Origin of the sequence: Aliivibrio salmonicida LFI1238 (genome assembly GCF_000196495.1) — a bacterium.
Lineage (GTDB): Bacteria > Pseudomonadota > Gammaproteobacteria > Enterobacterales > Vibrionaceae > Aliivibrio > Aliivibrio salmonicida.
Genome location: NC_011312.1, coordinates 2,256,619 through 2,271,014 on the forward strand (window position 1 = coordinate 2,256,619; position 14,396 = coordinate 2,271,014).

A 14,396-nucleotide genomic window follows, 5' to 3' on the forward strand; every position below is an offset into this window, starting at 1 on the left:
AGGTGGTAATACACCTGCATGAATGAGGAATTTCTGTGTCTACACCACAATCAACCCACGTTGCCATTATTGGTGCAGGCCCATCAGGGTCTATTGCTGCTGCGTTGCTTAAAAAGCACAATATCGATTGTATCGTACTAGAAAAATCCACTTTTCCTCGTTTTTCTATTGGCGAGAGTTTACTTCCTGCTTGCATGGAATCAATCAAAAAAGCAGGCATGCTTGATGCAGTAAAAAATGCTTCTTTTCAATACAAAAATGGCGCAGCATTTCATTTTAACGGCACGTTTACTTCTTTTGATTTTACTGAAAAATTTTCAGACGGTGCTGGAACAACCTTTCAAGTTCAACGCGGTAATTTTGATAAAGTGTTAGCTGATAGCGCTCAAGAGCAAGGGGTTGAGATCCGCTATCAACATGAAATTACACACGTTGATGTCTCGCAACCCAAAGCATTACTTTCTGTCCTTGATGCCGATGGTCACCCTTATTACATTGAAGCCGATTTCATATTGGATGCCAGTGGATTTGGTCGTGTGTTACCAAGGTTGTTAGAATTAGAAGAACCTTCTTGTCTCCCGCCACGAAAAGCCATTTTTACCCATATTATTGATAATATTTCGACTGAGAGTTATGACCGCGATAAAATATTAATCTCAGTCCACCCAACAAATACTCAAGTCTGGTATTGGTTGATCCCATTCAGCAATGGAACCTGCTCTTTTGGTGTCGTTGGTGAACCTGAGTTTTTTGAAGGCTATTCACAAGACAATACAGAGGCACTGAAACAACTGGCGTTGGAAGAAGACAATTTAAGAACCTTATTAGTCAATGCTCAATACCCTAACCCTTGTGGAGAAATCATGGGTTATTCTGCTAATGTGACCAAATTATTTGACCGAAATTTTGCGCTATTGGGGAATGCTGGTGAGTTTTTAGACCCTGTCTTTTCATCTGGCGTAACCATCGCGATGAAATCAGCAGAGTTAGCCGCTGATTTATTAATTAAGCAATTCAACCAAGAAGAGGTTGATTGGCAAGTTGATTATTCAGACAAGCTAATGAAGGGCGTAAATACATTTCGTTGTTATGTTGAAGGATGGTATGAAGGCTCATTTCAGGACGTTATTTTTCACGACGATCCAAACCCTAAGATTAAACAAATGATCTGTGCCATTTTAGCAGGCTATGCATGGGATGAAGAAAACCCGTTTGTCGCAGAACCAGAACGTCGTTTGAAAGTTATTGCTGAACTATGTAAACCTGTAACTAAATAACTTCAACACAAGCTTAAAAGTCGTGGAAACAAAAAGGCAGTCTAAAAATAGGCTGCCTTTTTTGTTTTGATTTAATAAGTAATGATTAGGCTTGTTCGCTCTCTATCACTGCTTTCAAACTGTGTGGATGCAATTTAATACATACCCCTTGATACTTAAAAGCCACGGTATAATTTGCAATTCGTTCTGCTTCACCAGATGGACAACTCTGCTTTACTTTTACACCCAAAGACGCCAATTCTGACCACTTTTCTTTAAGTATAGGAAATATAGAAAATAAGTAAGTCAGAAATTCTTCTTGAGAATTAACCTCACACGGTATTACCCATTCAATATGCTCCCACCCTTGTTGAGGGTAAGTTTTCTCTCCAGGATAAGGTAATTCTAAACATTCAATAGACCATCCACGACTCTCTAAAGGTTGATTAAAACCTAAAGCGATAATTGGACGACCATTAATCTCGTTATTTGACCATTCTGTTGCCTGTTGCAGCCACATTTGATGCGCCGCTTGAGCAACGCCGCGATCATTAATTCGCAAAGCAATATGATCCGCTTGATATTCGGTTAAATCCAAACCCAGTACATTCAACAAGACTTGAATTTTATCCATAAAAGCAGGTAACACACAAATTAACTGCTGAGGCTCTAATTGTTGTTCTTTTAATAATAGTGATGACATGAGGGCAACCTAACGATTGAAGAAGAGAAACCGAATTGTAGCAACCTCTTTACTTGATGTTTAGACTCTTAAGAAAAAATAGCAGAAACTATTAAATATCCCCTATTTTATTGCTATTATTAGCGACTATTTTGCTTTCCATGCAACAGCATTCCTGTTTAACAGCGATATGAAGGATAACTCTTTGAATATTCAATCACTTATTAACGACAAAGTTTCTCAAGCGTTAGAAGCAGCCGGCGCGCCAGCGGGCAGCCCTGCCGCCGTTCGTCAATCTGCAAAAGCTCAATTTGGTGACTACCAAGCTAACGGCGTAATGGGCGTAGCTAAGCGACTAGGTACAAACCCGCGAGAATTTGCTCAGAAAGTACTGGATGTTTTAGATCTTGATGGCATCGCTAGCAAAACTGAAATTGCAGGCCCTGGCTTCATTAACATTTTCTTGTCTGAAGAATTTCTAGCTAAGCAAGCAGAAGCAGCTTTAGCTGACGAACGTCTAGGCGTAGCACTAGAAACCAAACAAAATATCGTAGCCGATTACTCAGCACCAAACGTTGCTAAAGAAATGCACGTAGGTCACCTTCGTTCAACCATCATTGGTGATGCTGTTGTTCGTACTCTTGAGTTTTTAGGCCACAACGTGACTCGTGCTAACCACATCGGTGACTGGGGTACTCAGTTTGGTATGCTTATCGCAAACCTTGAGCGCATCCAAAAAGAGAAAGGCGAAGTTTCTATGGAACTGTCTGATCTTGAAGGTTTCTACCGTGAATCTAAAAAACTGTACGACGAAGATGAAGAGTTTGCCGTAACGGCCCGTGGTTACGTTGTAAAACTTCAAGGTGGCGACGCTTTCTGTGCAGACATGTGGAAAAAATTAGTCGACGTTACAATGGTTCAAAACCAACGTAATTATGACCGTCTAAACGTATCATTAACTCGTGATAACGTGATGGGCGAAAGTATGTATAACAGCATGCTTGCACCTATTGTTGCTGATCTTCAAGAAAAAGGCCTAGCAGTAGAAAGTGATGGCGCTCAAGTTGTTTACCTTGACGAATACAAGAACAAAGATGGCGATCCAATGGGTGTTATCGTTCAAAAACGTGATGGTGGCTTCCTTTACACAACAACAGATATTGCTTGTGCTAAATACCGTTTCGAAGAACTGAACGCAGATCGCGTACTTTACTTCATCGATTCACGTCAACACCAACACCTAATGCAAGCATGGACTATCGTTCGTAAAGCAGGTTATGTTCCTGAGAGCGTATCTTTAGAACACCACGCGTTTGGCATGATGCTAGGTAAAGATGGTCGTCCATTCAAAACTCGTGCCGGTGGCACCGTTCGTCTTGCTGATCTTCTTGATGAAGCAGAGCAACGCGCAATTGCACTGATCGAAGAGAAAAACAAAGATCTATCAACTGAAGAAAAAGCAAAAATTGCAACGACCGTCGCAATGGCTGCCGTGAAGTACTCAGATCTTTCTAAGCACCGTACAACCGATTACATCTTTGATTGGGACAACATACTTGCCTTTGAAGGTAATACTGCCCCTTATATGCAATATGCTTACACTCGTGTAGCATCTATCTTCAGCAAAGCAGACCTATCTATGGATAATCTAGCGGGCGAAGTTAAGATCACTGATGAGAAAGAGAAAGCATTAATTACTAAATTAATGCAGTTTGAAGAAGCAGTACAAGCAGTAGCAAGTGAAGGTCAACCTCACTTAATGTGTGCGTACTTATTTGAACTTGCTGGCCAGTTCTCTAGCTTCTATGAAGCCTGTCCAATTCTAAACAACGACGATGAATCAATTAAACAAAGTCGTCTAAAATTGGCTGCATTAACAGCAAAAACAATCAAACAAGGTTTAGATTTATTAGGTATTGAAACGCTAGAGCGTATGTAATCTCTATCTAAACCATAAGATCAAAAAAAGGAGCTAATTAGCTCCTTTTTTTATTTCTAGATTTATTGTAATAAAGTATTAAAACCAACGTTCTAATGCTGTTTTATCTAGTTGTTTAAACGCTTTATTCAAAATATTCGCAAGATCTTTATATCGAGGTCTCTGTTTAAGTGGCTCTAATGCCGCCCCGGATTCGATAATTTTTTGATAAAGCTCTCTGTACCAATTTACTAATGCTGGTGGCAATTTAGTATTCGCTCGATTACCTAACCACCAAAATCCTTGCAAAGGCATACTAATAGCAAAGAGTGCAATAATGATGGATTGTGGTAACGCCGCTGAATTATTAAACACCATTTGAGTCAATACGCTGATCACAGCGACTGCTGGCATCACTTTAACAGCAAATTTAGTTGCCTTAATCACTCGCTGTTCAGGGAACATCGGTGCTAACTCTTTACGTTCAGGCCACGTATCCATATACGTCTGACCATCTTTGAATCGGAATAAAAAGCCGTTATCACTCATTTTGCCCCCTCCGATAACTAAACAAAAGTTTAATCATTCAAAAAAATACAGAATAAACTTGATTAGAATTAATATTATCTTAAAATATTTTTGTTATCTTAGCGCACAATCGTTATCCTATGCACTGATTTATCTTTTGCTGTAGTTCTACTATAAGCTAAAAAAGGATAAATCGGCAAGGACTGCTGTAATGCTCTTTCTAAGGATAGCTAATTTTTTTGTACAAATGTGGGATTTTTCGTTAACTCACTACATTTGTCATGCTATATCGTTGCGATATAGCTTAATTACTGATGAATAAATAGGTATTTATACATGTCTAAGCTGGTTTTAGTTTTAAACTGCGGTAGTTCTTCTCTTAAATTTGCGGTTATTGACGCAGAATCTGGTGCAGAGCACTTAACTGGTCTTGCTGAGTGTCTTGGTCTTCCTGAAGCGCGTATTAAGTGGAAACTTGATGGCAAGCACGAAGCTCAACTAGGTGAAGGTGCTGCTCACGAAGAAGCTCTATCGTTTATGGTTGAATCTATTCTTGCTTCTAAGCCAGAGCTTAAAGCTAACCTAGGCGCAATCGGTCACCGTATCGTACACGGTGGTGAGCAATTCACTTCATCTGCTCTTATCACTGACGAAGTGCTTAAAGGTATTCAAGACGCTGCAACTTTTGCACCTCTTCATAACCCTGCTCACATCATTGGTATCGAAGCGGCTAAACACAACTTCCCTGAACTTCAAAACGTTGCTGTGTTTGATACTGCATTCCACCAAACAATGCCTGAAGAGTCTTACCTATACGCTCTACCATACAACCTATACACAGATCACGGTATTCGTCGTTACGGTATGCACGGTACTTCTCACCTGTTCATCACTCGTGAAGTTGCTGGCCTATTAAACAAACCAGTTGAAGAAGTAAACATCATCAACTGTCACCTAGGTAACGGCGCATCTGTATGTGCAATCAAGAACGGTCAATCTGTAGATACTTCTATGGGTCTTACTCCTCTTGAAGGTCTAGTAATGGGTACTCGTTGTGGTGATATCGATCCTGCGATCATTTTCCACCTACATGACGCACTAGGTTACTCTGTTGAACAAATCAACACGATGCTAACTAAAGAGTCTGGCCTACAAGGTCTAACTCAAGTGACTTCTGACTGTCGTTTCGTTGAAGACAACTACGGTGAGAAAGAAGAAGCAACTCGTGCGATGGATGTATTCTGTCACCGTCTAGCTAAATACGTTGCAGGCTACACAGCAACACTAGAAGGTCGTCTAGACGCAATCACTTTCACTGGCGGCATCGGTGAAAACTCTGCTCCAATCCGTGAAATGGTTCTTAACCGTTTAGGTATTTTCGGTATCGAAGTTGATAACGAAGCAAACCTTAAAGCACGTTTTGGTGGTGAAGGTACTATCACTACAGCAAACAGCCGCGTTCCTGCTATGGTTATCTCGACTAACGAAGAGCTAGTAATCGCAGAAGACACAGCTAAACTAACTGGTCTATAATCTCTCCTAAAAGGCTAGCCACTAGGTTAGCCTTTTTTCTTTCTATGGCTTTATTCTTTAAATAAAGTCTCTTGCCCCAATAGTTTAGAGGAATTTTCCATGTCTCGTACTATTATGCTTGTTCCAATCAGTGCTGGTGTTGGTCTAACTAGCGCAAGTTTGGGTGTTTTACGTTCTATGGAACGTAAAGGCGTAAGCGTTTCTTTTTACAAACCTATCTCTCAACCTCGTCACGGTGGTGATCAACCTGATCTAACTACGTCAATTGTGACTAGCAGCAGCGATATTAAAGCAGCAGAACCTACAACCGTTTCTCGTGCAGAAGAACTTCTACGTAACGATCAAACTGATGTTCTTTTAGAAGAAATCGTTGCTCGTTATAAGTCTATCAGTGAAGACACTGATGTGACGCTTATCGAAGGTCTTGTTCCTACTCGTAAGCACCCATTTGCTAACCAATTAAATGGTGAAATTGCAAAAACTCTGGGCGCTGAGATTGTATTTGTAGCGACTCCTGGTACAGACAACCCTTCTCAACTTAAAGAGCGTATCGAAGTAGCATGTTCTAACTTCGGCGGCACTAAAAACAAACAAATCGCTGGTGTTATCATCAACAAGCTTAATGCGCCTGTTGATGAAGCCGGTCGTACTCGCCCAGACCTATCTGAAATCTTTGATGATGCAGATGCAACGACTAAGACTAATCTTGAAGTAATGCAAATCTTCAACTCTAGTCCTATTCGTGTTCTTGGTTGTGTGCCTTGGAAAATCGATCTAATCGCTACGCGTGCTATCGATATGGCTAAGCACCTTAATGCTGAAATCATCAACGAAGGTGAAATCGCGACTCGTCGCATTAAGAGCATCACTTTCTGTGCACGTTCTCTACCGCACATGATTGAGCACTTCAAACCAGGTTCTCTTCTAGTAACTTCTGCTGACCGTCCTGACGTTATTGTTGCTGCATGTCTTGCTGCAATGAACGGCGTTGAAATCGGTGCGATCTTACTAACTGGTGGTTACGAAATCCCACAATCAATCGCTGATCTTTGTAAGCCTGCACTTGATGCTGGTCTTCCAATCTTCACGGCTCAAGGTAATACTTGGCAGACTTCTCTAAATCTACAAAGCTTCAGCCTTGAAGTTCCTGCAGATGATAAAGAGCGTATTGAGTTTGTTAACGAACACGTTGCTAGCCACATTGATGGCCCTTGGATTGATTCACTATCTGAAGGTACTGAAGGCATCCGTCGTCTGAGCCCACCAGCGTTCCGTTACCAGTTAACTGAATTTGCTCGTAAAGCCGCTAAGCGTATCGTCCTTCCTGAAGGTGATGAACCTCGTACAGTTAAAGCTGCGGCTATCTGTTCTGAGCGTGGTATCGCGACTTGTGTTCTTCTTGGTAATCCTGAAGAGATCCGTCGTGTTGCAGCACAACAAGGTGTCGAACTTGGCGCAGGCGTTGAGATCATCGATTCTGAATCTGTACGTGAAAAATACGTTGCTCGTTTAGTTGAGTTACGTGGCGCGAAAGGCATGACTGAAGTTGTGGCTCGTGAGAAACTAAAAGATTCGGTATTCCTTGGTACTATGATGCTTGAAGCGGGTGAAGTTGACGGTCTTGTTTCTGGTGCGGTTCATACCACAGCAAACACGATTGTTCCTCCATTCCAAATCATCAAAACAGCCCCTGATGCTTCTATCGTATCTTCTATCTTCTTCATGCTTCTGCCTGATCAAGTACTTGTATACGGTGACTGTGCGATCAACCCTGATCCAACCGCTGAGCAACTTGCTGAAATCGCAATCCAATCTGCTGACTCTGCAGCGGCATTTGGTATCGACCCTCGCGTTGCAATGATCTCTTACTCTACTGGTGAATCTGGTAAGGGTGCAGACGTTGATAAAGTACGAGAAGCAACCAAACTTGCTCAAGCAAAACGTCCTGATTTGATCATCGATGGTCCTCTTCAGTACGATGCTGCTATCATGGAAAATGTAGCCGCTTCTAAAGCGCCTAATTCTCCTGTTGCTGGTAAAGCAACTGTATTTGTATTCCCAGACCTAAATACTGGTAATACAACGTACAAAGCGGTTCAACGTTCTGCTGACCTAGTATCTATCGGTCCAATGCTTCAAGGTATGCGCAAGCCTGTAAATGACTTGTCTCGTGGCGCTCTAGTAGACGATATCGTTTACACAGTAGCACTAACGGCTATCCAAGCATCTCAAGCTGAAGAAGCAGAGAAAGCTGAAAAAGTAATTAACTAATTTAATGCTCTAGTCATAGAGTCTAGTTAACGAAAATAGAAAGACACGCGATGAAAATTGCGTGTCTTTTTTTATGCTTATAACAGGGACGAGTCCCTAATGTCTCGTCCCTCTTTCCCTTTCGCCGTAAGCGTGCGGGGAACTACACCTTGTCTTTTACATTCCAAGGTAAAAGTGAATCGATATCTGGCGATCCAACACATAAACGATCTAGACAATACCTAATATAATCGTAAGGGATTAATCCGTTTGCCTTTGCTGTTTCTACAATGCTGTAAAGCATTGCACTTGAATCTGCACCAGCCGTTGAACCCGAAAATAACCAGTTTTTCCGGCCGATAACAAACGGTTTAACCGCTCGCTCTGCTCGATTGTTATCAATAGATAACAATCCATCATCAATATAACGAACTAATTTATCCCATTGATTTAATGTATAGCTAATCGCCTCACCTAATTTTGTTTTAGGTGATACTCGACTAACTGCGCTATCAAGCCAATCACGGAGCTCTTTAAGTAAATCGCGGGCTTCTGTCTGCCTAGCAACATACTTGGCTTCAGGGGAAGCCTCTTTTAATAACGATTCGATCCGGTATAGCTTTTGGATTTTACTCAATACCCAATCTGCACTCCCTGTTTTCCCTTTTACTTGAACACGTTGAGCCTCAATAAATCGTCGACGTGCGTGTGCCCAACAGCCAACTAAAATCGCTTCAGTTTGTTCATAACCTTGGTAACCATCGGTATGTAAATACCCGTTATAACCTTTTAAAAAGTTAACTGGATGGTAGCCATGCCTGCTAGATTGATAATCATAAAGTACAATTCCAGGCAAAACACCAGAGCCTGGAGAATCATAGCCAGAGCAGTAGACCCACATATAACATTTTGCTTTTTCAACATCCAACACATTTACCGTTGTTTCATCACAATGCAGAGTGGGTTGTTCAAGCAAAATACGATGTAACTCGTTATTAAGAGGGGTAAATAGTACCGAGCATTTTATTAACCAATCCGCCATCGTTCGCCGTCCAATAATGATACCCCATTGCTGAAATAACGTTTCTTGACGATAAAGTGGAAGACTGTATTGAAATTTAGCCGTAATAATTTGAGCAAGTAAACTTGCGGTCGCAATCCCTTTAGGGATTGGTGACGCTGGCATTGGGGCTTGTTTAATGTCTACTGAAGTATTGTGTTTTTCACAATTTCGGCAAGCATATTTAGGACGAACATGTTGAATAACTTCCACTTTAGCTGGTACAAATTCCAACTTTTCACTGATGTCTTTACCCATCGCATGCATCTCTAGACCGCAACACTTACAAGTTTTATCTTTTATGTCGTGGATAATAACAGTACGCGGTAAGTCTTCAGGTAAGCGTTGGCGTTTTGGCTTTTGACGAGTGTAGGTAATCGTTTGTGTGTCATCATTTTCAATGATGATTTCTTCTTCTGTTTCATTGAATAAATCAAATTGAGTCGAGTCAGATTCACTGCTTTTACCAAAGCGCTGATGTTGAGCCAGTCGAAATTGCTCTAGAAGACGGTTATATTTATTTTCAAGCTGAAGCACAAGTGCTTTCAGCTCGTCAATGGTATCAGGAAGTGGTTTTATTTTATCAATCATGTAGATGACTATATAACGATAATACAGGTAATCAATCGGTTGCCTCCTATTCTTGACTGAGAATCAACTATTTAAAGGGTTGTTTGATAATGTACCGGTTGATGTCCTAAGATATCAAAACCTTGTAATAGCAGTGTCAGTTGCTGCTCTGATAATGCTAACGTATCGTTATTTATATTTCGTGGCCATTTGAAGCGGTCTTCATCTAATCGCTTGTACCATAAAGCGAATCCTGTTTTATCCCAATACAATATTTTGAGTTTATCACGAGGCTTATTGCAAAATATAAATAGAGCATCACTAAACGGTGATAGTTGCATTTCTTGCTCAACAATCACGACAAGGCCATTAATGGCCTTGCGAAAATCGACAAAATCACGATGAAGATAAATGGTGGAAACATCAGTAAATACATTCATGATTGATACCCTTTTAATAAGAGTCCTATCCAGTGAGGTTCAGTATTAGCTGGCAATGTTAATCGCAATTTTCCGATAGAAAGTTGAATATCTGGTAATTGTGGAGTGGCGATGATAGTTGATGTTAACGCTTCTACTTTCAAGAAAGTAGAAGCGTTAATCTTTTGTTTCCATCGTGCTTTACGTGCACTAAATGTCTTTGGCAGAATATTATGGTTACGACAAAATTCAGCGGCACTAAGCTTGCTAGATTGCTGAGATTCAAATAGAGCGTGCCATTGCTCTGGTGTTCTCTTTTTATCTTTTTGCATAATTACGTTCTCGTTAAATGAAAGATCGTAAGATACGCATAATGAATTTTATTTGTTAGGTGTAGTTCCCCGCACGCTTACGTTGTTTCTGTTGCTCTGCCAACTGTGACAACTCATGGCTTGCAGCCGCACTCTGTGTAATACCCGTTACGTTTTGATTTACAATTTCATGAATATTTGTGATGTTACGATTAATGTCATTCGTAACTTGGCTTTGCTCTTCTGCCGCTGTCGCTACTTGTGTATTAATCGCAGTAATACCATTAACCGATCCCATTATGCTCATCAAAGCCTCATTGACTTGGCTCGCTAATGCTTGATCATTCGCCAATACATCAAGGCTTGATTGCATTCCATCATTGGCTTTTGTCGACTGCACTTGCAACTCTTCAATAATCACCTGAATTTCTTGAGTTGATTCTCGAGTACGAGCAGCAAGCATACGAACCTCATCCGCCACCACAGCAAAGCCTCGTCCACTTTCTCCCGCACGAGCGGCTTCAATCGCAGCGTTTAATGCCAATAGATTTGTTTGCTCTGAAATACTTTGAATCACTTCAATCACATTACCGATCTTTTCAGATTGTTCTTTTAAGCCAGTCACCACATTCGCAGCTGATGTAATTTGATCGACCATTTTCAAACTTGCGTCCGTGCTTTCTTGGTATAGTTTTAAGCCATGAGAGGCCATTTCACTCGCTTGATGCGCTGCAGTATCTGCGTTTAATGCGCTGCTATTTACATTATCAGCGGTACTTGATAATTGATTTACGGCAGAAGCAACTTGCTCAATTTCTTGCTTTTCTTGATCTGAATTTACTTGAGCTTGTGTCATCACCGTAGCCAGTTCCGTTGACGCTGAAGCCACATCTTCAGAGATACGAACCATCGAATCAATAGTCGTACGCAGTTGATGTACCGTTGTATTAATATCACGGCTAAGGGCGGTAATTTCATTATCCCCTTCTTCATTAACCGTTACATTCAAATCACCTTTCGCAATGCGCTGCATAATTTGTTGTATTGTACCAATTGGTGCAACAATAATACTTGCTAACCACCAAGCGCAAATAAGCGATACAAAAATGGCAATAGTCACTTGTGTTAATGTTGCATCATGCGCCATTTTTGCTTTGGAAACTTCCGTTTCAACCACTTGATTCAATTTTGCTGATAACTCATCAATGGCGTTAACCATGGCAGCACCTGCACGCCTGTACTCAGTACGAGCCAGATCATACTCTGTCGTATTGTATTCACCAGTATGCTTTTCTTTCAATAGAGGCATCATCGGTGACTTACTGTATTGAACGTAGTAATTCATTGCTGATTTTAACGTATCAATCTCTTGAGAAAGCCCATTCATCTTCCTTAATTTATCCATTGATATAATGTTTTTTCTAAATCCTGAATCTAGATTAGCCACTAATTTCTTTAACTCTTCAGAATCATACAAACTATAAACGGCACTGATTCGCATTGCATACGTTGTGTTGATAATGGTTGCTAGCTCATCTTTGCTTTCACTTAACTCATTCGCAGCAGACGCCATGTTCGTCATTGATGCTTCAAAATCATCACGAGCGAGCAACACGCCCCCAGTCATAATGATAGAAATAAGTAATACAGGAATTAAAACCTGAACTTTAATAGAAAAACCATTGATCAACTTACGCATTATTTACCCTCATAACACTCTCAAAAATAATTGTTAATAATGTCATTATCTCTGGTTTTATTTTCAAATAGTACACTGTGACGTAGATCTATTTTTACAAACCGTTCAATAATCAATACAAAAAAACCGTCAAATTTTACATTTACGTCAATAAAAAACACATAACGCTATGAATTTGAACAATAAGATTAAATAACATTCATTTCTAATGAATACGCCTTTTTAATAAAAAAACCAGAATGTCATACACTTTTAAGAAAACTGAAATATTACTGTCACATAAGTTTCCTAAAGTGGCCTCGTCAACTTAATTACGGCACGTATGCCTCAAAGGAAATGAAAATGAAAAAGTCAGTTATCGGCGCACTAGCAATTCTGAGTTCAGTAGTAGCATTACCAGCATCAGCGAAAGAAACAATTTCTGCAGTTGGTTCAAGCAGCGTGACCCCTCTTATGGAAGTTTTTTCTGAAACCTACATGAAAGACCACTCTAACGTTTATATTGAAGTTCAAGGTCCTGGTTCTTCTGCTGGTATAAAAGCAGCAAAAAATGGTTCTGCGGATTTAGGTATGTCATCACGTAATCTAAAAGCATCAGAAAAAGAAGCGACATTAAAAGAATTAGTAGTTGCACACGATGGTATCGCTGTTGTGGTTAACCCAAGCAATACACTTAAAGGCCTAACGTCAGAACAAGTTACCGCTATCTACAAAGGTGAAGTGAAGAACTGGAAAGAAGTAGGTGGCGAAGATAAACCAATCGTTGCAATTACACGCGACACGGCATCAGGTACTCGTGGCGCATTCGAAGACATCATGAGCCTTAAGAAAAAAATCTCAGGCATGAAAGTATCGGCTATCTCTCAACGAGCTCAAGTAGCAAATGGCAACGGCGCGCTAAAAACAATGGTAGCAAGCAACCCATACGCTATTGGTTATATCTCTTTAGGTACTGTAGATAACTCAGTTCATGCCCTTTCTATCGATAACGTAGTACCAAGCGTTGCTGATATTAAAAATGGCACATACAAAGTCTCTCGTCCTTTCCTTGTGCTGTACCGTGAAGGTAAGCCATCAGTAGAAACTCAAAAATTCCTAGACTGGATGACAGACGAAACAGCACAAAGTCTAGTTGAAAAGAACGGCTACATTTCAGTGAACTAATTTATTACCTTAATTTTCCTGGCCTGCAAAGGCCAGGCTTTTCCATTTCGAATTTTTCGACATGTGAGTATTTATTATGACCATCGCCATGAATAATCAAGATACTGTCAATCAAGACAAGCCTTCTCTTAATCCGTTACGACAGAAAAAACGTGTGGATTGGAGAGAGCGTATTTTCCACGTATTATTTCTCAGCTGTGCCATCATCGGTACGTTATCTTTAGCCACCATTGCGTATTTTATCGTTAAAGAAAGTATTCCTGCATTTCAACAAGTTGGTGTTAGTGGCATCGTTTTAGGTCAAGATTGGCTACCACCGGCTCTTTATGGTGTTTTCACCATGATCGTTGCATCCGTTGTTTCTACCTTTGGTGCCGTTCTCGTCGGTGTTCCAATCGGTATCCTTACGGCTATTTTTATCGCTGAAATCGCCCCTAAACGCCTTGCCGATATTATCCGCCCAGCGGTTGAATTACTGGCTGGCATCCCATCGGTTGTTTATGGTTTCTTTGGCCTTGTTATTATTGTTCCATTGATTCAAGACGTATTTCAAGTCCCTGCAGGTAACACTATCCTTGCGGGTATTATCGTTTTAGGTGTTATGATCTTACCTACCGTAATCACGGTATCAGAAACCTCAATCAGAGCCGTCCCAGCGACCTATAAAGAAGGTTCATTGGCCCTTGGCGCTTCTAAAATATTCACCATTTTCCGTATTCTTCTCCCTGCTGCTCGTTCAGGCATTATGACGGGTGTCATTTTAGGTATTGCTCGCGCACTTGGAGAAACAATGGCTATCATTATGGTTATGGGGAACGCCCCTGCCATGCCAGAAGGTATCTTAGATTCTGCGCGTACATTAACCGCAAACATTGCGATTGAAATGTCATACGCAAGTGGCATCCATGCCAGTGCTCTATATGCAACAGGCGTAGTATTACTCGTCTTTATCATGTCTCTGAATGGCATTCTTCTTTATCTAAATCGTGAAACAGCGAGATAAGAC

The 14,396-nt window shown here is 40.7% G+C and carries 12 protein-coding genes; 6 read left to right on the plus strand and 6 right to left on the minus strand.

Annotation, left to right across the window (positions count from 1 at the left end; all coding sequences use genetic code 11):
• Nucleotides 1–35 precede the first annotated feature (35 nt).
• Entirely contained in the window at nt 36–1,277 is a 1,242-nt protein-coding gene (locus VSAL_RS11070; protein ID WP_012550639.1) for an NAD(P)/FAD-dependent oxidoreductase, read from the plus strand.
• Between the two features lie 85 nt (nt 1,278–1,362).
• On the opposite strand, the gene VSAL_RS11075 is transcribed toward VSAL_RS11070, so the two are convergent.
• A complete protein-coding gene (locus VSAL_RS11075; RefSeq protein ID WP_012550640.1) occupies nt 1,363–1,959 on the minus strand; it encodes a VOC family protein in 597 nt (198 codons plus the stop codon).
• A gap of 184 nt (nt 1,960–2,143) precedes the next feature.
• Here VSAL_RS11075 and argS point away from each other — a divergent pair, with 184 nt between their 5' ends.
• Complete coding sequence (gene argS, locus VSAL_RS11080; protein WP_012550641.1) at nt 2,144–3,877, plus strand: arginine--tRNA ligase; 1,734 nt, start codon at nt 2,144–2,146, stop codon at nt 3,875–3,877.
• A gap of 78 nt (nt 3,878–3,955) precedes the next feature.
• Here the strand turns inward: argS and yfbV are convergent, their stop codons facing one another.
• Entirely contained in the window at nt 3,956–4,405 is a 450-nt protein-coding gene (gene yfbV, locus VSAL_RS11085; RefSeq protein WP_012550642.1) for a terminus macrodomain insulation protein YfbV, read from the minus strand.
• A 315-nt stretch (nt 4,406–4,720) separates the two neighbouring features.
• Here yfbV and VSAL_RS11090 point away from each other — a divergent pair, with 315 nt between their 5' ends.
• Nucleotides 4,721–5,917 (plus strand): acetate kinase, encoded by a 1,197-nt coding sequence (locus VSAL_RS11090; protein ID WP_012550643.1) that lies wholly within the window; start codon nt 4,721–4,723, stop codon nt 5,915–5,917.
• A 99-nt stretch (nt 5,918–6,016) separates the two neighbouring features.
• Nucleotides 6,017–8,188 (plus strand): phosphate acetyltransferase, encoded by a 2,172-nt coding sequence (gene pta / locus VSAL_RS11095; protein ID WP_012550644.1) that lies wholly within the window; start codon nt 6,017–6,019, stop codon nt 8,186–8,188.
• Between the two features lie 142 nt (nt 8,189–8,330).
• Here pta and VSAL_RS11100 read toward each other — a convergent pair whose 3' ends face one another.
• From VSAL_RS11100 to VSAL_RS11115, 4 genes are all read right to left on the minus strand, one after another.
• The gene (locus VSAL_RS11100) at nt 8,331–9,818 is read right to left on the minus strand and encodes an IS66-like element ISVsa2 family transposase (protein WP_012550645.1); all 1,488 of its coding nucleotides are present in this window, start codon (nt 9,816–9,818) and stop codon (nt 8,331–8,333) included.
• Between the two features lie 71 nt (nt 9,819–9,889).
• Nucleotides 9,890–10,237 carry an IS66 family insertion sequence element accessory protein TnpB gene (tnpB, locus tag VSAL_RS11105; protein ID WP_012548924.1) on the minus strand — a complete coding sequence of 116 codons (348 nt, stop codon included), beginning with the start codon at nt 10,235–10,237 and terminating at the stop codon, nt 9,890–9,892.
• Nucleotides 10,234–10,548, minus strand: a complete 315-nt coding sequence (tnpA, locus tag VSAL_RS11110) for an IS66 family insertion sequence element accessory protein TnpA (protein WP_012548925.1) — start codon at nt 10,546–10,548, stop codon at nt 10,234–10,236. Before tnpA ends, tnpB begins: the two co-directional genes overlap by 4 nt.
• A gap of 55 nt (nt 10,549–10,603) precedes the next feature.
• Complete coding sequence (locus tag VSAL_RS11115; protein WP_044583297.1) at nt 10,604–12,226, minus strand: methyl-accepting chemotaxis protein; 1,623 nt, start codon at nt 12,224–12,226, stop codon at nt 10,604–10,606.
• 342 nt (nt 12,227–12,568) lie between these two features.
• Here VSAL_RS11115 and VSAL_RS11120 point away from each other — a divergent pair, with 342 nt between their 5' ends.
• Both VSAL_RS11120 and pstC read left to right on the plus strand, forming a co-directional pair.
• Nucleotides 12,569–13,390, plus strand: a complete 822-nt coding sequence (locus VSAL_RS11120; protein WP_012550646.1) for a phosphate ABC transporter substrate-binding protein — start codon at nt 12,569–12,571, stop codon at nt 13,388–13,390.
• A gap of 76 nt (nt 13,391–13,466) precedes the next feature.
• Nucleotides 13,467–14,393: a phosphate ABC transporter permease subunit PstC gene (pstC, locus tag VSAL_RS11125; RefSeq protein WP_012550647.1), complete on the plus strand. Its 927-nt coding sequence runs from the start codon at nt 13,467–13,469 to the stop codon at nt 14,391–14,393.
• Nucleotides 14,394–14,396: the final 3 nt, after the last annotated feature.

Excerpts from the sequence above, each read along its gene's own strand:
- VSAL_RS11075 (WP_012550640.1), bottom strand. The coding sequence starts at position 1,959 with ATGTCATCACTATTATTAAAAGAACAACAATTAGAGCCTCAGCAGTTA.
- yfbV (WP_012550642.1), bottom strand. The coding sequence starts at position 4,405 with ATGAGTGATAACGGCTTTTTATTCCGATTCAAAGATGGTCAGACGTAT.
- VSAL_RS11090 (WP_012550643.1), top strand. The coding sequence starts at position 4,721 with ATGTCTAAGCTGGTTTTAGTTTTAAACTGCGGTAGTTCTTCTCTTAAA.
- pta (WP_012550644.1), top strand. The coding sequence starts at position 6,017 with ATGTCTCGTACTATTATGCTTGTTCCAATCAGTGCTGGTGTTGGTCTA.
- VSAL_RS11100 (WP_012550645.1), bottom strand. The coding sequence starts at position 9,818 with ATGATTGATAAAATAAAACCACTTCCTGATACCATTGACGAGCTGAAA.
- tnpB (WP_012548924.1), bottom strand. The coding sequence starts at position 10,237 with ATGAATGTATTTACTGATGTTTCCACCATTTATCTTCATCGTGATTTT.
- tnpA (WP_012548925.1), bottom strand. The coding sequence starts at position 10,548 with ATGCAAAAAGATAAAAAGAGAACACCAGAGCAATGGCACGCTCTATTT.
- VSAL_RS11115 (WP_044583297.1), bottom strand. The coding sequence starts at position 12,226 with ATGCGTAAGTTGATCAATGGTTTTTCTATTAAAGTTCAGGTTTTAATT.
- VSAL_RS11120 (WP_012550646.1), top strand. The coding sequence starts at position 12,569 with ATGAAAAAGTCAGTTATCGGCGCACTAGCAATTCTGAGTTCAGTAGTA.
- pstC (WP_012550647.1), top strand. The coding sequence starts at position 13,467 with ATGACCATCGCCATGAATAATCAAGATACTGTCAATCAAGACAAGCCT.